The following is a 19,925-nucleotide window of genomic DNA, read 5'->3' on the forward strand; positions in this document are numbered from 1 at the left end:
TAGATAAGTCGAGTAATTAAATAGATCTTTTTAAGATTTGGAAGAAAATGTCATTGAACAATATTGTCTGATTATTTGATTTAAACTTAAAGATTAGCTGAAAAATAACCAATTGTGAAAAAAACTTAAAAAATTCGTAAAATTTCTGATGGAAATTACAGTAAAAAGAAATAAAAACAGGTATTGTTCAGCTATATAGGGGCAAAAAATGGACAAAAATCTTTAAGGAAGAATTTTCTATTTTTGCTTGTTTGAAAATGAAAATAAAAATACTCACAAGGTGCCTTTTATTCTCAATCAAACACAAAAGTATTCTTTGGTTCTTTTTTTGCATGCGGAATAACAATCAACAATAGCAGTAAAAATAAGCAATCTTTTAACATTAGGTGTTTTATGACAGATTCTCGTGAAAACTGGACGTCACGATCTGGTTTTATTATTGCAGCCGTTGGTTCGGCTGTAGGCTTAGGTAATATTTGGCGCTTTCCATACGTTGCTTATGAAAATGGTGGTGGTGCGTTTCTTATTCCTTATCTATTGGCACTCATTACTGCTGGTTTACCGTTACTATTTTTAGATTATGCGGTCGGTCATCGTAGTACTGGTTCACCTCCAAAAGCATATCGGGTCTTGTTTAAAGGTGGAGAAACATTAGGTTGGTGGCAGGTTTGTGTCTGTATCATTATTGGTTTGTATTATGCGAGCGTTTTGACATGGGCAGGTAGTTACGTTTACTTCTCTATTGGTCAAATGTGGGGAAGTGATCCGGAAGGCTTCTTCTTTAATACCTATTTACAAACCTCAAAAGCGACTGGTTTTGATTTACAGTTTGTAAGTCATTTATTCTGGCCGATTGTTGGAATTTGGGCACTTACTTTAATCATTCTTTATGGTGGGGTGAAAAAGGGTGTGGAATTATCCAATAAAATTTTCATGCCATTATTATTCATTCTATTTACTATTTTGGTGATTCAGTCATTGCGTTTACCTGGTGCAGTTCAAGGTTTGAATGCATTCTTTACGCCAAACTGGTCAGCAATGATGGACTATAAAGTATGGTTAGCCGCTTATGGTCATACTTTCTTTTCACTATCTGTTGGTTTCGGGATCATGGTTACCTATGCATCTTATTTAAAACCAAAAACGAATTTAACTGGTTCTGGCTTAATCGTTGGTTTTGCAAATGCATCAACTGAGATTTTGGCAGGGATTGGTATTTTTGCTGCTCTTGGTTTTATGGCACATGCAGCGGGTACTGATGTTAAAGATGTCGTGAGTGGCGGAATTGGATTAGCATTTATCGCATTCCCTAAAATTATTTCAAGCTTAGGTGCAGGGGCTGATTTATTTGGTCTTTTATTCTTCTCTTCACTTTTCGTCGCAGGTATTTCTTCGATGGTTAGTATTTTGGAAGTGCCTATTGCAGCAATGCAAGATAAGTTGAAATGGGGCCGTAAAAAAGCTGTAACGATTATTGGTGGTGGTAGTGCACTTGTATCAATTATTTTATTCTCAAGTGTAAATGCAATTAAGCTGGTTGATATTGTTGATCACTTTATTAATAACATCGGTATTATCGGTGGTGCATTAATATCAATTATTAGCGTAGCTTGGTTTAAACGTTCAGCTCTTAAAGAACTTAGTGACCATATAAATCGCATCTCAACCATTCAAGTGGGTAAGGGATGGGATTTCACTTTAACGGTTATTACATCTTTAATCTTGTTAACTACACTCTGTATGACTGTTTTTAATTTGATCAAAAATGGCTATGATACTTATAGCATGAGCTTACAAGGTGTATTCGGCTGGGGCAGTGTGATTTTCTGTGCGGTCGTTGCAATCGTGTTAAGCAAAATGAAAGATCGCTAGGAGGATAAAATAATGAATACTTCGGCAATCGTGATGATGGTGATTTCGATGGTGTTTTTATGGGGTGGGTTGGCTTTATCCATTCTACATTTATCGAAACATCCTGAAGAGTTAGATGACGTTTTAGAAGATGTAAAAGATCAGCATACGCTTTGATGCTGATCTAAAAAGCAGGCTTAAAGCCTGCTTTTTTTATGCAATTTTTTGAATTTTACAATAATAAAACCCGTCGCCAGACTGCGCTTGTGGTAATAATTGTCGACCATGAATTTGTTCAAGTCCCCAATTCGCTTTAATCTTAATTTCTTTTGCATCAGTATGTTCTGCAAAGAAATTTATCATCTGCTGTTCATTTTCAGCTTTTAAAACTGAACAGGTAATATAGAGCAATGTGCCTCCAACGTTGAGTTGTTGCCACATGTGTTCCAAAATTTGCTTTTGCAGTTCAATCGTTTGAGCTATGTCGCTAGATTGGCGCAATAGGCGTATGTCAGGATGACGACGAATAACGCCTGTAGCGGAGCAAGGTGCATCGAGCACGATACAATCTACTGGTTCTGCGGGAACCCATTGGGTTGCATCCGCAGCCAAAATTTCTGTTTGACTTTGATCAAGTGCTAAGCGGTTTAAATTCTCAGTTACACGGATTAAACGGTTAGAATCTTGGTCAATAGCAATGAGCTGAGCCGGTTTAAACTTTTCGAGTAAATGAGCTGTTTTTCCACCAGGAGCTGCACAGGCATCAATTACTGTTTTATTATTTAGATCTGGCAATAATGTTGCACATAGTTGAGCATGTTCATCTTGTACAGAAAACCATCCTTCTTCAAAGCCGGGTAGTTGGGTAATTTGTACGGATTGTTCAAGAACAATACCTGCTTCAGATAGAGTACATGCACGTGCCTGAATATCTAGACTTTGTAATTTTGCTAAATAAGCATCACGGCCAATATGACGCTGGTTAACTCGTAAGGTTAAAGGTGCGACTTGTTTTAATGATTGGCAAAGAGATTCAGTTTGTTCTCCCCAATCCTTTTTTAACCTTTTGAAAAGCCAACTTGGTAAGCCATGCGCTTGCTGTAAACCTTGCTGAAAGTCATCAGTTTCACGAGTAGCTCGGCGCAAAATAGCATTCACAATACCGCCGAGTGCAGGAAATCCAAGTTGTTTGGTGGCATCTACTGTTTCTGAAATAGCGGCATGCGCTGCAATACGCGTGCATAAAACTTGATAAAGCCCAACATACAGACAGGTTTCAACAGTTTCATTATTTAAAGGTTTACTGAGTAAAGGTAGGCTAATTGATTTAAGAGCAAACCATTGACGTAGTGTACCTAGAACAAGTTCATGAAATAGTGCGCGATCACGTTCTGCAACTTGATTCAGCTGTGTATTTAAAATACTAGCAAGTGATTGCCCTTGCTGAACTTTTAATAACGTTTGAACGACTTGAGCACGTAAGTTAAATCGTGACGAATTTGATGAAACCTGACTCATGGTAGAATTTGTCCTACGTGAAGTTTTTGAGTTTGTGCAATTTGTTGAGCATTCATTGCTTTACCACCCGGCCATTGCACGCTGGTCAGACAAATAAAAGAGTTTTGACCACAAGCAACATGTACGCCCTGTTTATCAATCGCGATAATTTCACCAGCTTGGGCATTTGCTTGGCTTTGAGTAGAAGTGGTTGAGTTCCAAACACGCAAAGCACTATTTTCATCTAACTGAATGAATGCAACTGGCCAAGGGTTGAACGCACGAATATTTCGGTCAAGTTGAACAGCATCATTTGACCAGTCAATACGAGCTTCTAATTTTACTAACTTATGTGCATAGACAGTTAGACTTTCATCTTGAACTTCTCGTTCTGCCAAATATTTTTGTAGTGTTTCTTCTGACTCGAGTACGTCACAAATTGCTGTTGCGCCCTGAGCTGCGAGTTTGTCATGTAAAGTCGCTGATGTATCTTCGGCTGTGATTGAACAGTAGGTTTTATACATCATATCGCCTGTATCTAAACCTGAAGCCATCTGCATGATCGTGATTCCGGTTTCTTTATCACCCGTTGCAATTGCACGCTGAATTGGTGCTGCACCGCGCCAACGTGGTAATAGTGAACCGTGAATATTTAAACAGCCATATTTAGGTGTATCGAGCACAGCTTGTGGAAGAATCAAGCCATAGGCTGCAACGACCATCACATCGGCACCTAAAGCTGCAAGTTCTTGTTGGGCTGCGAGCCCTTCTTCTGTAGATGCTTTAAAGTGAAGTGGTTGATAAACAGGGATACCATGTTCAAGCGCAAGCTGTTTTACAGGAGATGGCGTTAATTTTTGTCCACGGCCTGCTTTACGATCTGGCTGGGTGTAAACGGCGATAATTTCATGGGAAGTTTTTAATAATGCCGCCAATGCTGTTGCAGCAAATTCGGGGGTGCCAGCAAAAATAATTTTCACAAATGCAATCCAAAAAGAGTTTATGGGTAGTATACGTGAAAAACGTTTGAAGCCCTAAACTCATGGCTATTGAGAGATTTGATTTTTAAATAGTGAACAAAAAATTATTCAAAAATTTTTATTGATAAAAAAAGGTTATGAAAAAATAAAAAATTATTCATGTAAGTTTTGCTAAATATTGACTGACTATTACTGTTCTTGGCTTTCCGAATATTATTTGCTTCTATAGAATGGAGAATGATCAAATTATGATGATGAGTCAATATTCCGACTGATCTAACGCTATATCAGTATCATTCAGCCAGAGTGGGAGAAATTCCGCTCAAGCACAACTTGTTGGAAACACTAATGCCTGACTATCGTTCAAAAACATCGACACACGGAAGAAATATGGCTGGCGCACGTGGCTTATGGCGTGCAACAGGAATGAAAGATGAGGATTTCGGCAAACCGATTATTGCGGTGGTCAACTCATTTACTCAATTTGTTCCGGGCCATGTACATCTTAAAGATTTAGGGCAACTAGTCGCAGCAGAAATTCAGGCAGCAGGTGGTGTTGCTAAAGAGTTTAATACGATTGCAGTAGATGACGGGATCGCAATGGGGCATGACGGCATGCTTTATTCATTACCATCACGTGATTTGATTGCTGACTCAGTTGAGTACATGGTAAATGCACATTGCGCCGATGCAATGGTATGTATTTCTAACTGTGACAAAATTACTCCGGGAATGCTCATGGCTGCGATGCGCCTGAATATTCCAGTTGTTTTTGTGTCAGGCGGACCAATGGAAGCGGGCAAGGTCAAGTTCCGTGGTAATGAAAAAGCGATTGACCTTGTTGATGCAATGGTTGTTGCGGCTGATGAAAGTTATACAGACGAAGAAGTTGAAGAGTTTGAACGTTCGGCTTGTCCAACATGTGGTTCATGTTCAGGAATGTTTACTGCAAACTCAATGAACTGTTTAACCGAAGCTTTAGGTCTATCTTTACCGGGTAATGGTTCGATTGTTGCGACGCACGCAAATCGCAAGAAACTATTCTTAAAAGCAGGCCAACTTATTGTTGAATTGGCTAAGCGCTATTACGAACAAGAAGATGCAAGCATTCTACCTCGTTCAATTGCAACCAAGGCTGCGTTTAAAAATGCGATGACCCTTGATATTGCAATGGGTGGTTCAACCAATACCGTTTTGCATTTATTGGCTGCAGCAAGTGAAGCAGAAGTTGACTTTACTATGGACGACATTGACGAATTGTCACGTCGAGTTCCTGTACTATCAAAAGTAGCGCCTGCGAAACAAGATGTTCACATGGAAGATGTTCACCGTGCGGGTGGCATTATGGCCATTTTGGGCGAGCTTGATCGTGCGAAGTTACTTGATGTATCTGTACCGACTGTACACGAGAAAACTTTGAAAGATGCATTAGATAAGTGGGATATTATTCGTACGGAAGATGCAGATGTATATGAGTTCTATCGCTCATCTCCGGGTGGGGTGCCAACTCAAGTTGCGTTCTCTCAAAACCGTTACTATGCAACTTTAGATGGCGATCGTGAAAAAGGCGTTATTCGTAATGCAGAACATGCATTCTCTAAAGATGGTGGTTTAGCAGTTCTATACGGCAACATCGCGCTTGATGGTTGTATTGTAAAAACTGCGGGTGTAGATGAGTCGATCTTGAAATTTACGGGCACAGCGCGTGTATTTGAGAGCCAAGATGCTGCTGTAGATGCAATCTTGGGTCATGATATTAAAGCTGGCGATGTTGTTGTTATTCGTTATGAAGGTCCACGTGGTGGTCCGGGTATGCAAGAAATGCTTTACCCAACCAGCTACCTTAAATCGAAAGGTTTAGGAAAAGACTGTGCATTGGTGACAGATGGCCGTTTCTCTGGTGGTTCATCAGGTCTTTCAATTGGACATGTTTCGCCAGAAGCGGCTGAAGGTGGTGCAATTGGTTTGGTAGAAGATGGCGATACCATTGAAATCGATATTCCGAACCGTACCATTCACTTAAACGTTGATGATGCGACTATGGCGCATCGTCGTACAGTTCAAGAAGCGAAAGGCTGGCATCCGAAAGAAGAACGTAAACGTAAGGTATCAAAAGCGTTAAAAGTTTATGCAATGCATACAACAAGTGCAGCGAAAGGAGCTGTACGCGTTCTATAAAATATTCAATTTTATTAATTGAATAGAAACTATGCATCCATTTGCACGATGAATTATTATCATGCTGATGGGTGCATTTTTTACATCTGTTCGAAAAAATAGGCTTGTAGATGAGGGTGTTGAAAGTCATTCTATGGGTTTGCTATAAAATGATGATAAAATCTTCACCGATGCAGGAATACGTGCAATAACATGAACTTTGTTCTGCATAAGCAGAGCTCTTCAGCATTTTGTATATGAAGTTTCTGCGGCACTTTGTACTGCGATCAAAGCAGTTTTTTGGTCTTGCTTAGGATTTATTTTTTTAGAGGCTCTACTCTCATGTCACTGCTACGCCGTTGGTTTGACCCTATCCGATCGAGTTGGTTTTACCAAAAACCTTCACGTCAAGCGGTGTTACCCACGGAAAATGGTTTAAGTATTTATTTACGACTTGATGATGTGTATAGCTATTTAGCTGTTCAGCAACTATCTCAGCTCGATGAGATTTTAAGTGATGAACTTAAGCCCTTAAAAATTATTATTTCCCATACGGCTTCTGAACCTCCGAATGCTATGTCGCATGAAGAATGGCAAAATTATTGTTTGAATGATGCCAAAATATTAGCCAAACAACATCGTTTTGCTTTTGATGAATTTCCAGAAATCCCAAGCCAAGAATCTTTAAAACAAGCCGCCGTCATATTAAAAAGAACCCCATTACAAGGCCAGAATTTCTTACATTTACTTGAAGATATTTTTCACATGCTTTGGCAGCAGCAATACGGAAAGCTGCGTACTTTACATGCCATGGCAGTTAAACATCAGCTTCCTCAACATTTTTCAGAACGTATTTTTACGGATGAGCCTGTACCGGCAGCTTACTTTGAATTTGGTGGGCGTAAATATCATGCAGTAGATGATTTATTGCGTTTAACTCGTCGTCTAAAACAGCAAAAATTACTGACTGGCAATCCGATCTTTTTAATTAATCATATTGAATGGCGTGAACATTTAATTAATGATGCTGAGGCACTTACCGAAATTCAGACACTTCATCCTGAACTTGATTTATATATTGCCTTAGAAGATCCAATGAGTTGGCTATTGCTTGCTTATATTAAGGAAGAACTAGCTGATTATTATGATATTCAATTAAAAGTTTACCCTTTAAGCTACCAAGGCCGAGACTGGTTTGATTGGAGTTTGGCAACACGTGTTTCTAAACGAACAGATGTCGCTTTTACTCCTTTTTGCCGACCTACCGAAGAAAGTGCGCTTGAAATGGCAAAGCTTTTCTATAGTGTGCAGGAAAATCAGCAAATCGATACGATTTTTACGATCTTGCAGGCCGTTTGGACAAAAGGCAAAGATTTATCTTTCCAAAAGCATTTCCAAGAATTACAGCATCAGCTGGGAATTGAGCAGTTAACCGAGCAGGATGTGCCAGCTGTTCTGGCACAAAATGATGCTTTTTGCAAAGATAAGCATCAGCCTGATTTACCGGTTTTAGAGTTGCGTATTGATGGGCAAAGTTATGTATTTAATAGCTTGTACCGCGTTTGGATGATTGAAAGTATTTTTAGTAATGTTTTAGAAGAAAAATACAAAACGGCCTCAACTTCTAATTGAGGCCTACTCCTAAAAACAAGAATAGGGCAAAACCTGTTTTTTCCGTAGCATAACCATGTAGGGAATCGGAGATAAACAGTGACTTTTTTAGTAATTATTATGATGGTGTTTGCCTTTGCTGGCATGATTAAAGGCATGATCGGTTTAGGGTTGCCCGCAGTATCGATGGGCTTACTCACCATCGCAATGAGTCCTTTTCAAGCAGCCTCTTTACTCATTGTTCCTTCAATGGTCACCAATGTTTGGCAGCTTTTTGCTGAAGGACATGTCTGGGCTTTTATTCGCCGTTTCTGGACCTTACTTGTAGGCATTGTAGTCGGTTCAATATGGAGTTTTCTACCGACTTTAAGTCAAAGTCAAAGTCATGGGCAGAGTAGTGAGATTTTATTGGGCTGTATGTTGGCCTTATATGGGCTCTATGGACTATGTGTCAAAAAGCTCCCGCACTTAGGGAAGCATGAGCGTTGGCTATCGCCGATCATTGGTTATATTGGTGGAGCAGTCACCGTAGCCACAGGCGTCATTATTATTCCTATCGTGCCATATTTGCAGTCTTTGCATTTAAAACGTGACGAGCTGGTACAGGCTTTGGGACTAACATTTACGGTGTCTACCATTTGTCTTGCCGTCTTTTTACACCACAACCCGATGTCGGGAGTAACACTGGATTATCGGTTATCTTTTGCGGCTTTATTTGCTGCACTCATTGGAATGTGGATCGGTAAAAAAATTCGCTATCGACTCAACGAGCAGTTATTTCGCCGTATCTTTTTCATAGGGTTAGTGTCGTTAGGTCTTTATATGATTTTGCACTAAATCAAGTTTCTAAGGGCGATGCTCTAATAGGAAATCTGCAAATTGCTTATAACTGCTAGGCAGCTGGTTGAAGTTTTGTGTGGCTAAAAGTAGTTTTCGGTTTGCCCATGCACCGAGTAATTGGATCGAATGAAAATCATAATCTGATTGCAAACGCTGTGTAGCACGAGCTGGCATAATCGCAATTCCCACGCCTTTGGCGACTACCTCAGCAATTGCGCCAAAGTTAGGTAAGCGTAAACGGTACTGTATGTTAAAGCCTAATAGCTTAGCTTGGGTCTCGATAGACTGTTGCAAAGAGTGATGGGGTTTAAGGCCAATAAAGCCATAACTTAGAGCATCTACCAAATTCAGCTCTTGGTATTGAGCTAAATTGTGAGTAGTAGGGCAAATTAGAACTAACGGATCACTCGCAAATTCTTTAGTTTGCAAATGTCTGGTATCAAAAAAACTTGAGACTAGACCTAGACTCGCAATTCCTTGGGTTAATGCATCTACAATTTCTGAGCTTTCTGCCTCATGTAAATCAATATTCATTTCGGGATGAAGCACCAGATATTGCGGTAATAATGTAGGCAAATATTCACTTTGAGCAGAAGAATTACACCAAAGCGTTAATGCTTCTGCGGTAGGGTGTCTAAACCGCTGCATTTCTTGTTCAAGTTGATCTTTTTGTACTAAAAGCTGACGAGCATGTTCTACAAAAGCATGTCCAGCTGTGGTGAGTTCTACCCCAGTGGTTTGGCGAACAAATAAGGGTATCTCAAAATATTGTTCGAGTTTTTTTATACGCTCGCTCGCTGCTTGAAGTGAAATAGCAGAGCGATCAGCACCTTTAGTTAGGCTACCAGTCGAGACGATATGAAGAACCAACTGTAAATCAAAAAAATCAAAACGCATGATAGGAACGTATTGAAACGCAAAAATTCATCATACTAAATCGTAATGAAAAAAGGCAGCTTACGCTGCCTTTTTGAATTTAGGTTTTATCTTTTAAACTAAACAACCAATTTAGAATAATGGCCGCAAATGTTGCTGTACCAATGCCACCTAAATTGAAATTACCAAACATTAATTCAAAATTTCCGGCACCTAAAATAATCGTCACAGAAGCAACAATCAGGTTTTTATTATTAGAAAAATCAACTTTGTTTTCAATCCAGATTTTTGCACCAGCAATGGTAATTAAACCAAACACAACAATAGATGCACCTGTTAAGACAGCACTTGGAATCGTACTAATTACCGCGCCAAATTTTGGAGATAAACCCAAGAAAATAGCAAAGACACCTGCAATCACAAAAACAATTGTTGAGTACACACGAGTGACTGCCATGACCCCAATGTTTTCGCCGTAAGTGGTCATCCCCGGTGCACCAACACTACCAGAAAGCGTTGTTGCTAAACCATCTGCAACGAAGGCTTTACCTAATTGTGGCGTCAGGTTTTCACCAGTCATTGCACCAACAGCTTTAATATGACCTAGGTTTTCTGCTACTAAAATAAGCGCAACTGGCGCAATAATCAGCATTGCTTTGGTATCAAAAGTAGGATGCGAAAAGCTTGGGATACCGAACCATGCAGCCTGTGAGATTTGGCTAAAATCGATTGGTTTACCAAAACCTAGCCCATTGGTGGTGATAGCGTAAATTGCATAAGCCAAAATTAAACCGACCAATAGAAGCAAACGTTGCAATAAGCCACGAGTAAAGACTGCAATACTACCCATACAAAGTACAGTAATTAAAGCCATCCACATTTCAAATGGTTGGCCTGCAACACCTTTAATGGTAACGGGTGCGAGGTTTAGACCAATAATCATCACAATAGCGCCAGTCACCACAGGCGGCATGAGTTTTTCAATCCAGCGTGTACCCGTAAGCATCACAATAAAACCGATAATGGCATAAAACACACCACATGCTACGATTCCGCCTAAAGCCATCGAAAGGTTTGGATTGGCACCTGAACCTGTAATATGTCCAGTTGCTGCTGCAACCACACCAATAAATGCAAAACTTGAGCCTAAGTAACTCGGAACACGACCTCCCGTAATTAAAAAGAACAGGATGGTACAGATACCAGACATTAAAATGGCAAGGTTAGGATTAAAGCCCATGAGTAATGGTGCTAAAACCGTTGCTCCAAACATGGCAAACGCATGTTGAATACCTAAAATAGCACTCTGAACTGGGGGGAGATATTCGTTGGTAGAGACCGGTCGGTGGTCAATATCACCTTGGTAAGGCTGCCATTTTGGAAACCAATTGGACATAAAATAAGCTCGTTATTCTTTAATTGGTGCCATGATACTCTTTCTTGAGAGTGCATTTAATCTCTAGAGAGAAGTATGTTAGTGAAAAGTAATTATTTTTTAACGATTGGTATAATTTTATGAGTTCTAAATATAAGGAATTAGTTATTTTTTTCTCATAAAGACTAATTTTTTGATTTTAAAAAAATATTCAAAAAAATAGAAAATCAGAGAAAACTTAAGAAAAATAAAGAATTTTGCAAGTAAAAAGCAGTACATCGAGATGCACTGCCTTGTTAAACAATCGGTAAAAACAGCTTAGCCTGTATTGCGTAAACCAGCAGCAATACCCGCAATACTCACCATAAGTGCATGGTCAACAGGTGTGTTCTCTGCCTGACGCTCAGCAAGATAATCACGGCGGCGTTTCATGAGTTCAGCCTGCAAAAGATGCAAAGGAAGTAAGTACGGTTTACGAACTTGCATTGATTGATCAAGAACTTCGTTATTGCTAAGAAGCTTTGATTCATCTTTCAATTTAAGGAGTGTTTCAACAGCATCTTTTAGGCGCTGACGTAATTGATTACCGAGCACTTTTAAATCTTCATCTTCAGTCAAATGAGACTCGTAATAGAGTGCAATGTTGGCATCGGATTTAGACAATACCATTTCCAGCATATCAATAAGCGTCTGGAAATAAGGCCATTGCTGGAGCATTTCATCAAGCGTTGCTTTTTGCTGATCGGCAATCACTTCATTAATGGCTGCACCAGTACCTAGCCATGCAGGTAGCATCAAACGGATTTGAGTCCATGCAAATACCCATGGAATCGCGCGTAAAGACTCAATACCACCACTTACTTTACGTTTTGCTGGACGTGAGCCTAATGGCAACATTTGTAATTCAAGTTCAGGCGTAACAGTCCGTAAATATTTCACAAAATGTGGATTTTCACGCACTGTCTGGCGATAAACCTTCACAGAATGATCTGTCATACGGTTCATGATTTCACGCCACTCGGCTTTAGGCTCTGGTGGCGGTAATAAAGTCGCTTCGAGTGTTGCTGCGGTATAGATTTCAAGGTTTTGCATGGCAATCCCTTCTAAACCGAACTTGAAGCGAATCATTTCACCTTGTTCTGTGACACGGATTGCACCAGAGATCGAACCCGGGGGTTGTGAAAATAGTGCCTGCTGTGTTGGAGCACCACCACGACTAATTGAGCCACCGCGGCCGTGGAACAACGTCAACTGTACACCGTGTTTTTGAGCAATTGCAGTTAGCTCTTCTTGAGCACGATATTGCGCCCAGTTAGCTGACATGAAACCAGCATCTTTTGCAGAGTCGGAGTAACCGATCATCACTTCGTGTTTACCCTGAATGTGCTGTTTATACCAATGCATATTGAACAGCGTATTCATGGTTGTTGCAGCGCCATCTAAATCTTTTAAAGTTTCAAATAGAGGAACTACACGTAAAGGGTGCTGAATACCTGCTTCTTTTTGCAATAACAACACCGCTAAAACATCACTTGGATATTCAGCCATCGAAATAATATAAGCCCCTAAAGACTCAGGCGGTTGGTCAGCCAAAGTACGCATGGTTGCAAATACTTCTTGGACATCTGGGTGCCCAATCAAACTGCCTTCAGGTTCATTAATATATTTCGGTAAAAGTGGGCGCTTGCTTTGTAATTCCTGAATCAGGAAGTTTTGGCGTGCTTGTTCAGTCCACGATTCAAAATTACCTAAACCTAGATATTCGGTAATTGCTGAAATCGCTTGGCGATGACGACCTGATTCTTGGCGAATGTCGAGTTTAAGTAGTTCAATACCAAAACAGTTCACACGGTAAATAAAGTCGAGAAGTTGACCATTCGCAATTTCAGGTAAGTTGCTGTCGATTAACGAGCGATAGCACAGCAATAAAGGCTGTAAGAGTTCGTCTTTGCTCTTAATAACATTGCTGTCGTCTGCTTCTAAGCCTTGTAGGCGCTGCGCTAACCAGTGGCGAGTCGCTTTTAAGCGTTCGCGTGTAGCACGTAAATATTCACGATAAGGCTCTGCATGTTGGTTACCAATAGCCTGAATCATTTCTTCAGAACAGGTTTGGATCGAAAGTTCCCAACGTAAGTTTTCGATATCTCTTAGGTAAAGGTCAGCAGCTTGCCAGCGAGATAACCACAGTACTTCTTGGGTAATTTGATGAGTAACATTTGGGTTGCCATCACGGTCTCCGCCCATCCAAGAAGCAAAGCGTACCGGCGCAATATTGAGTGGTAAGTTTTGTTGGCAATTATCTTGAACCAACTCATTTAACTCACGAATAAATTTAGGCACAGCATTCCAAAGTGTTTGTTCGATGGTTGCAAATCCCCATTTTGCTTCATCAACAGGAGTCGGGCGGTGCTGGCGAATTTCATCTGTTTGCCATGCCGAACTGATTTGCTGCTTTAAGTTGGCAAGGGCATTTTGTCGTTCACGTGGAGTAAGTTTTTGCTGATCAAGCTGAGAAAGACAAGCATTGATATCATCATATTTTTGAATGAGGGTACGACGGCTAACTTCGGTTGGGTGCGCCGTAAGTACCAATTCAATATTAAGATCACAAATTTGCTGGAATAGTTTTTCTGTCGAAATACTTTTGTCTTTAAATTTTTGAAATAGGTGAACAAGTGGATTTGGAGAGTTAGCCTCCGAATCAAATTCCGCCTGTCTGCGGCTACGCACTACATGATATTGCTCAGCAATATTGGCAAAATTTAAAAAATGAGAAAAAGCGCGGGTAAGAGGTAATAGCTCTTCATCGGGCAATTCTAAAAATAATTGTTCTAATTGCTTTTCGGCTTCAGCTTGACCATCACGTGCACCTTTGGCAAGAGCACGGATTTGCTCGATCTGATTAAACAGTTCTTGTCCTGCATGTTGTTTTAGGGTTTCACCTAACAAATTGCCAAGTAAACGGACATCCTCACGCAGTGGCGCATCGATTTGCTGAACCATGCTATTTTCTCCTGTTCTTATTCTTATCGAATATAGCGCGATTAACAAACATTCCAAGCTTTGAGCGTAAGAAAATGTGAATTTTTGCTTAAAAAATAACATTTAATTCGCTTATGGCATCTTAAAAGTAGACATGCACTCAGTGCGACTTTTGGCAATCGGACTTTGGTTTAATTCCGATATTTGAGCAAAAATAAATGAATTGCATCTCTAATAATGTGTTCTAGCTCTTCTGCATTAGGTACGGCAATAATTCTAAGTAGAACCTTATGGTGACGTACTCCAAGCAATAAAGTTAAAAGAAGCTCTGTTTGATAAATTGGGTCATCGGCTTGGATAAAACCTAATTCAGTTGCTTTTTGGAAGAATGCGGCTAACTGATTTTGAAGTCGAGTATGTGATGCATCAAAAAACTGTTCAGCTAAAGGGCTTTGTTCTGCTGCGAGTTCAAATAATACATGTTCCAGCTTTAATGCTTCAGGTGAATAAATAATCTGCAAAGCGCGTGAACACACAATAAAGAGTGCTTGATAAAAGTCTACCGATGCATCTAATTCAAATTGTTTAGGATTCAGTGTCTCTTCACAAGTTTGTGTAATTGCACAGATAAACAGGTTCGCTTTGTCTTGAAAGTGATTATACACCGTGAGTTTAGTGACACCTGCTTCCTGTGCAATCTGGTTCATGCTGGTACCGTGATAGCCAGATTTTAAAAAAATAGCTTTCGCGGCTTGTAAGATACGAGCACGTTTTTCCAGATCTTTGGGGCGACCACTTTGATTAACTGTTTGCACAAAATCCTCTGATAAAAATTTAAAAAGATAGCAATTTATAAGTTTTTCTTTAATTAATGTACCCATGGGTATATTAATTAAAAAATAAACAATTTATGATGCAAGCATATTGTGCCTTAAAAAATCAGTTTGAATAAGAGCGATAAGATATGAATCTGTTAAAACCTCTCATCATGAGTATGGTGATTGTTTGTACGGTCACATTAATGGGGTGTAGTAAAGAAGCTCCCAAAACAGAAGAAATACCCTATGTGATGGTGGCCCAACCCTTAACTACTCTCAATGAACAAAAAAGCTATGCAGGGGATGTGCAGGCCAGACAGCAAACAGCTTTAGCATTTCGGGTCGGTGGACAGGTTACGGCACGTTACGTGGATGTAGGTGATCGAGTTAAAGTCGGACAAGTTTTAGCAAAGCTTGACGTAGCAGATGCTCAGCTACAATTAAATGCCGCTAAAGCCCAACTGGACAATGCACAGGCTTCAGCAAAAACAGCAGCAGACGAACTTAAACGTTTTCAGCAATTATTGCCGATTAATGCGGTGAGTCGTTCGCAATTCGATACGGTAAAAAACCAATATGACGCTGCGCAAGCGGCTCTACAGCAAGCTCGTTCTAACTATGAAGTTTCTGCAAACCAAACTGGTTATAACCAACTCGTTTCTAATAAAAACGGGGTGATTACTGCACGAAACATTGAGATTGGACAAGTGGTTGCTGCGGGCCAAGCGGCTTATCAACTGGCCATTGATGGAGAGCGTGAAGTTGTCATTGGTGTGCCAGAACAAGCGGTTTCCGAGATCAAGGTTGGCCAAGCAGCTTGGGTGACATTATGGTCTAAACCGAATGACCGATTTGCTGGTTATGTGCGTGAAGTTTCCCCAGCGGCGGATCAGTCTCGTACATTTACGGTCAAAGTTGCACTCAAAGAAGGTCAATCTGCTATTCAGCTTGGACAAAGTGCACGCGTATTTTTTAGCTCGACTCAAACCAATGTGATGAGTGTGCCACTTTCGAGTGTTTCAGCAACAGATAATCAACCTTATGTGTGGGTGGTTAATGCGAACCAGACTTTGCGTAAAGTACCTGTAACGATTGGTGCATATGGCAAAGATAGTGTACCTGTATTATCTGGTTTGGCTCCAAATGATTGGGTTGTGATTGGCGGCGTACATTTGCTACGTGATAAACAGAAGATTCATCCGATTGATCGTGAAAACCGTGGGGTGAAAATTCAGGGAGCAACCCAGCCATGAAATTCAATCTCTCGGAATGGGCATTAAATAATAAAGGTATTGTCCTTTATTTTATGCTGTTGCTTGGCATTATCGGTGCAATCTCTTATTCAAAATTATCACAAAGTGAAGATCCACCCTTTACCTTTAAGGTCATGGTGGTGCAGACCTACTGGCCTGGGGCGACTGCCAAAGAAGTTTCTACTTTAGTTACGGACCGTATCGAAAAGGAACTCATGACAACAGGGCAGTATGACAAGATCATGGCTTACTCCCGTCCAGGTGAGTCGTTGGTCACTTTTGTAGCGAAGGATTCACTGACTTCTGACAAGATTCCTGATGTTTGGTACAACGTTCGTAAGAAGGTAAATGATATACGCCATGAACTGCCAAACGGTGTACAAGGTCCATTTTTCAATGACGAATTTGGAGACACTTACGGCAATATTTATGTACTGACAGGCAAAGACTTTGACTATGCACTTCTTAAGGAATATGCAGATCGTTTGCAATTACAGCTTCAACGTGTCAAAGATGTCAGTAAGGTTGAATTAATTGGTCTGCAAGATCAAAAAATCTGGATTGAGATTTCTAACACCAAAGCGGTACAGCTTGGTATTCCAGTTACAGCGATTCAAGATGCCTTACAAAAGCAAAATAGTATGGCAAGTGCAGGTTTTTTTGAAACAGGCACAGACCGCATCCAGATTCGGGTAAGTGGTCATTTACAAAACATTGATGAAATTAAGAAAATGCCTTTATTGGTAGGTGATAAAACCATTCAGCTTGGAGATGTCGCTGATGTCTACCGTGGTTTTAGTCAACCTGCTCAGCCACGCATGCGCTTCATGGGTGAAAATGGTATTGGTATTGCTTTATCAATGCGTAAGGGCGGTGACATTATTGCCTTAGGTAAAAATCTCGACACAGAATTTGCCCAACTGCAAAAAACTTTACCTTTAGGCATGAAGCTCCAAAAAGTTTCTGACCAACCTGTAGCAGTACAACGCAGTATTCATGAGTTTATAAAGGTACTCGCTGAAGCAGTTATTATTGTCTTGTTAGTGAGTTTTTTCTCTTTAGGTTTCCGTACAGGATTGGTTGTCGCTTTTTCTATTCCTTTAGTTTTAGCAATGACCTTTGCGGGGATGAATCTATTCGATGTAGGCCTGCATAAGATTTCACTGGGTGCCTTGATTCTGGCGCTAGGTCTATTAGTCGATGATGCCATTATTGCCGTCGAGATGATGGCAATTAAGATGGAGCAGGGTTATAGCCGGATTAAAGCCGCCGGCTTTGCGTGGAAAACAACGGCATTTCCGATGCTCACCGGAACACTGATTACTGCGGCTGGTTTCTTACCGATCGCTACGGCTCAGTCTGGTACAGGTGAATACACTCGCTCTATCTTTCAGGTGGTGACGATTGCCTTATTAGTGTCTTGGGTTGCAGCAGTTTTATTCGTACCTTATTTAGGCGAAAAGCTATTACCCGATTTTACTAAAACAGGTCATCAAGCACCTTGGTATGTCCGTTTATGGGCGAGGTTAACCAAAAAACCGCAACCGCAAACTGTGGCCATTTCACAGGACCATCACTACGATCCTTATCAATCTAATTTCTATTTACGTTTTAGAAAGATGGTTGAGTTTTGTGTGACTTACCGTAAAACAGTAATTGCGACGACGGTGGGTGTTTTTGTGCTATCTGTGCTGATGTTTAAGATCGTTCCTCAGCAGTTTTTCCCACCTTCGAACCGTGCCGAGATTTTAGTCGATTTAAAACTTGAAGAAGGTGCTTCTTTAACAGCGACAGAACAAGCTGTGAAAAAGGTTGAAAAATTCCTATCTAAACAAAAAGGTATTGATAACTATGTGGCTTATGTCGGTACAGGGTCACCACGTTTTTATTTACCGTTAGACCAGCAATTACCGCAAGCTAGCTTTGCACAGTTTGTTGTACTCGCATCATCGCTTGATGATCGTGATGAAATTCGACGCTCGTTAGACAAACAAATTAGACAATTGCTGCCGCAAGTTCGTACTCGCGTGTCATTACTGGAAAATGGTCCTCCTGTTGGCTATCCATTGCAATATCGTGTGTCGGGTGAAGATCAAAATTTGGTCCGTCAAGAAGCACAGAAAGTCGCTAAACTGATTAGCGAAAACCCGAATACCACCAATGTGCATTTAGATTGGGGTGAGCCGAGTAAGATTATTTCAATTCAAATTGACCAAGATCGTGCTCGACAAATGGGTGTCTCTAGTGTCGATTTAGCGAACTTCATTAATGCATCAATTACAGGTAGTGCGATTGAGCAATATCGTGAAAAGCGTGAACTCATCGAAATCCGTTTACGCGGCGATCAGAGCGAACGAGTTGAAGTGGCTTCCCTAGCAAGTTTAGCCGTACCAACGACCAACGGAACGACTGTGCCTTTAGCTCAAATCGCTAAAATTGAGTATAAGTTTGAAGATGGTTTAATTTGGCATCGTAACCGCTTACCGACCATTACTGTTCGCGCAGATATCCGCACTCAATTACAACCAGCTACAGTAGTTGGCGAGTTAGCTGAATCAATGGATAAATTACGTGCTGAATTACCAAGTGGTTATCTTGTTGAAGTCGGTGGAACTGTAGAAGAGTCTGCACGTGGGCAAAATTCCGTTAATGCGGGTATGCCACTGTTCTTGGCTGTGGTCATGACATTACTAATGATTCAGCTCAAAAGCTTATCACGCGCGACCATTGTGTTGTTAACAGCTCCGCTTGGTTTAATTGGTGTGGTTTTATTCTTGCTCCTATTTAACAAACCATTTGGCTTTGTGGCCATGTTGGGCACAATTGCGCTCTCTGGCATGATCATGCGTAACTCGCTTATTTTGATTGATCAAATTGAACAAGACAGGCAAGCAGGACATCCAACATGGGAAGCGATTATTGAGGCGACAGTGCGTCGATTCCGCCCGATTATTTTGACTGCATTAGCCGCGGTTTTGGCCATGATTCCACTTTCACGAAGTATTTTCTTTGGTCCGATGGCAGTTGCGATCATGGGCGGCTTGATTGTTGCCACCTTACTGACATTATTTTTCTTACCTGCGCTCTACGCAGCGTGGTTTAAGGTGAAAAAAACCGCATAAAATACATAAATTTTTTGTGAATAAAGGTGCGAAATATTGAAAACTCCAATATAGTAGCACCTGTCTTTACACAAAAAATACAGGATTATTTCACTGCATAAAAAATAGGCTAAGTGCAGTGAATTGAGGTGAAATACAGATGGGGCAAGACCATATCGAACAGCATCGCCGTTATATAGTAATTTCTTATGCGTTCATGTTTCTTGCATTGTTTACGGTTATTTTTGCGGCCTTTGCTTATTTGGTCGCTCGTAAAGTGGCGGTTGTAGATAATGCAGAAGTTTGGATTCATGCGCATGCGCTATGGATTATGCGAAACGGGATTCTATTTCTTTGTATGGCAATTTTTGCTGTGGTCTGGTTTATTCCGCTCTTCTTTTTTGCATGGGACAGTAACCTCTGGGTAACCGCCTCTACGGTTGCTGGTGTAGTATTTAGCGCTATTGCGTGGTTATTTCTATTAAATGCATGGTTAAAAGGCTTGTCTAAATATTTAAAAAATAAGGCAGTTTTTTAATATATCTATTTTTTAAACATTTTACCCTTGTAAATTCGGCTAAAGC

14 protein-coding genes are annotated in these 19,925 nt (G+C 40.5%); 8 read left to right on the top strand and 6 right to left on the bottom strand.

Going from position 1 to position 19,925, the window contains the following annotated elements; genetic code table 11:
* Positions 1-393 precede the first annotated feature (393 nt).
* Positions 394-1,872 carry a sodium-dependent transporter gene (locus MJX77_RS05615; RefSeq protein ID WP_252060742.1) on the top strand — a complete coding sequence of 493 codons (1,479 nt, stop codon included), beginning with the start codon at positions 394-396 and terminating at the stop codon, positions 1,870-1,872.
* 12 nt (positions 1,873-1,884) lie between these two features.
* Positions 1,885-2,028, top strand: coding sequence for a methionine/alanine import family NSS transporter small subunit (locus MJX77_RS05620; protein ID WP_004790262.1), 144 nt, complete (start codon positions 1,885-1,887; stop codon positions 2,026-2,028).
* A gap of 36 nt (positions 2,029-2,064) precedes the next feature.
* On the opposite strand, the gene rsmB is transcribed toward MJX77_RS05620, so the two are convergent.
* The gene (gene rsmB / locus MJX77_RS05625; RefSeq protein ID WP_252060743.1) at positions 2,065-3,369 is read right to left on the bottom strand and encodes a 16S rRNA (cytosine(967)-C(5))-methyltransferase RsmB; all 1,305 of its coding nucleotides are present in this window, start codon (positions 3,367-3,369) and stop codon (positions 2,065-2,067) included.
* Positions 3,366-4,328 carry a methionyl-tRNA formyltransferase gene (gene fmt / locus MJX77_RS05630; RefSeq protein ID WP_252060744.1) on the bottom strand — a complete coding sequence of 321 codons (963 nt, stop codon included), beginning with the start codon at positions 4,326-4,328 and terminating at the stop codon, positions 3,366-3,368. Before fmt ends, rsmB begins: the two co-directional genes overlap by 4 nt.
* Positions 4,329-4,676: 348 nt before the next feature.
* On the opposite strand from fmt, the gene ilvD reads away from it, so the two are divergent.
* The 3 genes from ilvD to MJX77_RS05645 all read left to right on the top strand — a co-directional run bounded on the left by ilvD (position 4,677) and on the right by MJX77_RS05645 (position 8,933).
* Complete coding sequence (ilvD, locus tag MJX77_RS05635) at positions 4,677-6,506, top strand: dihydroxy-acid dehydratase (RefSeq protein ID WP_034590616.1); 1,830 nt, start codon at positions 4,677-4,679, stop codon at positions 6,504-6,506.
* 321 nt (positions 6,507-6,827) lie between these two features.
* Positions 6,828-8,117: a hypothetical protein gene (locus MJX77_RS05640; protein WP_005300333.1), complete on the top strand. Its 1,290-nt coding sequence runs from the start codon at positions 6,828-6,830 to the stop codon at positions 8,115-8,117.
* 78 nt (positions 8,118-8,195) lie between these two features.
* Positions 8,196-8,933 (top strand): sulfite exporter TauE/SafE family protein, encoded by a 738-nt coding sequence (locus MJX77_RS05645; protein ID WP_252060745.1) that lies wholly within the window; start codon positions 8,196-8,198, stop codon positions 8,931-8,933.
* 9 nt (positions 8,934-8,942) lie between these two features.
* Here the strand turns inward: MJX77_RS05645 and MJX77_RS05650 are convergent, their stop codons facing one another.
* The 4 genes from MJX77_RS05650 to MJX77_RS05665 all read right to left on the bottom strand — a co-directional run bounded on the left by MJX77_RS05650 (position 8,943) and on the right by MJX77_RS05665 (position 14,984).
* Positions 8,943-9,833, bottom strand: a complete 891-nt coding sequence (locus MJX77_RS05650; RefSeq protein ID WP_252060746.1) for a LysR family transcriptional regulator — start codon at positions 9,831-9,833, stop codon at positions 8,943-8,945.
* Between the two features lie 79 nt (positions 9,834-9,912).
* A complete protein-coding gene (locus MJX77_RS05655; RefSeq protein ID WP_004790247.1) occupies positions 9,913-11,208 on the bottom strand; it encodes a solute carrier family 23 protein in 1,296 nt (431 codons plus the stop codon).
* 297 nt (positions 11,209-11,505) lie between these two features.
* Positions 11,506-14,190 carry a phosphoenolpyruvate carboxylase gene (gene ppc / locus MJX77_RS05660; protein WP_049837589.1) on the bottom strand — a complete coding sequence of 895 codons (2,685 nt, stop codon included), beginning with the start codon at positions 14,188-14,190 and terminating at the stop codon, positions 11,506-11,508.
* Positions 14,191-14,360: 170 nt separating this feature from the next.
* Positions 14,361-14,984 (bottom strand): TetR/AcrR family transcriptional regulator, encoded by a 624-nt coding sequence (locus MJX77_RS05665; protein ID WP_252060747.1) that lies wholly within the window; start codon positions 14,982-14,984, stop codon positions 14,361-14,363.
* 149 nt (positions 14,985-15,133) lie between these two features.
* On the opposite strand from MJX77_RS05665, the gene MJX77_RS05670 reads away from it, so the two are divergent.
* The 3 genes from MJX77_RS05670 to MJX77_RS05680 all read left to right on the top strand — a co-directional run bounded on the left by MJX77_RS05670 (position 15,134) and on the right by MJX77_RS05680 (position 19,879).
* Positions 15,134-16,240 (top strand): efflux RND transporter periplasmic adaptor subunit, encoded by a 1,107-nt coding sequence (locus MJX77_RS05670; protein WP_005300346.1) that lies wholly within the window; start codon positions 15,134-15,136, stop codon positions 16,238-16,240.
* On the top strand, positions 16,237-19,362 hold the full coding sequence (locus MJX77_RS05675) for an efflux RND transporter permease subunit (protein ID WP_192454692.1): 3,126 nt from the start codon (positions 16,237-16,239) through the stop codon (positions 19,360-19,362). Before MJX77_RS05670 ends, MJX77_RS05675 begins: the two co-directional genes overlap by 4 nt.
* Positions 19,363-19,501: 139 nt before the next feature.
* Positions 19,502-19,879: a hypothetical protein gene (locus MJX77_RS05680; protein WP_004790237.1), complete on the top strand. Its 378-nt coding sequence runs from the start codon at positions 19,502-19,504 to the stop codon at positions 19,877-19,879.
* Positions 19,880-19,925 lie beyond the last annotated feature (46 nt).

It is taken from the genome of Acinetobacter sp. AHP123, assembly GCF_023757925.1.
Classification (GTDB): Bacteria; Pseudomonadota; Gammaproteobacteria; order Pseudomonadales; family Moraxellaceae; genus Acinetobacter; species Acinetobacter oleivorans.

What these genes read in the sequence shown, in the direction of transcription:
- ppc (WP_049837589.1), bottom strand. Translation starts at nt 14,190, where the DNA reads ATGGTTCAGCAAATCGATGCGCCACTGCGTGAGGATGTCCGTTTACTT.
- rsmB (WP_252060743.1), bottom strand. Translation starts at nt 3,369, where the DNA reads ATGAGTCAGGTTTCATCAAATTCGTCACGATTTAACTTACGTGCTCAA.
- MJX77_RS05650 (WP_252060746.1), bottom strand. Translation starts at nt 9,833, where the DNA reads ATGCGTTTTGATTTTTTTGATTTACAGTTGGTTCTTCATATCGTCTCG.
- MJX77_RS05655 (WP_004790247.1), bottom strand. Translation starts at nt 11,208, where the DNA reads ATGTCCAATTGGTTTCCAAAATGGCAGCCTTACCAAGGTGATATTGAC.
- ilvD (WP_034590616.1), top strand. Translation starts at nt 4,677, where the DNA reads ATGCCTGACTATCGTTCAAAAACATCGACACACGGAAGAAATATGGCT.
- MJX77_RS05640 (WP_005300333.1), top strand. Translation starts at nt 6,828, where the DNA reads ATGTCACTGCTACGCCGTTGGTTTGACCCTATCCGATCGAGTTGGTTT.
- MJX77_RS05615 (WP_252060742.1), top strand. Translation starts at nt 394, where the DNA reads ATGACAGATTCTCGTGAAAACTGGACGTCACGATCTGGTTTTATTATT.
- MJX77_RS05670 (WP_005300346.1), top strand. Translation starts at nt 15,134, where the DNA reads ATGAATCTGTTAAAACCTCTCATCATGAGTATGGTGATTGTTTGTACG.
- MJX77_RS05620 (WP_004790262.1), top strand. Translation starts at nt 1,885, where the DNA reads ATGAATACTTCGGCAATCGTGATGATGGTGATTTCGATGGTGTTTTTA.
- MJX77_RS05675 (WP_192454692.1), top strand. Translation starts at nt 16,237, where the DNA reads ATGAAATTCAATCTCTCGGAATGGGCATTAAATAATAAAGGTATTGTC.
- MJX77_RS05680 (WP_004790237.1), top strand. Translation starts at nt 19,502, where the DNA reads ATGGGGCAAGACCATATCGAACAGCATCGCCGTTATATAGTAATTTCT.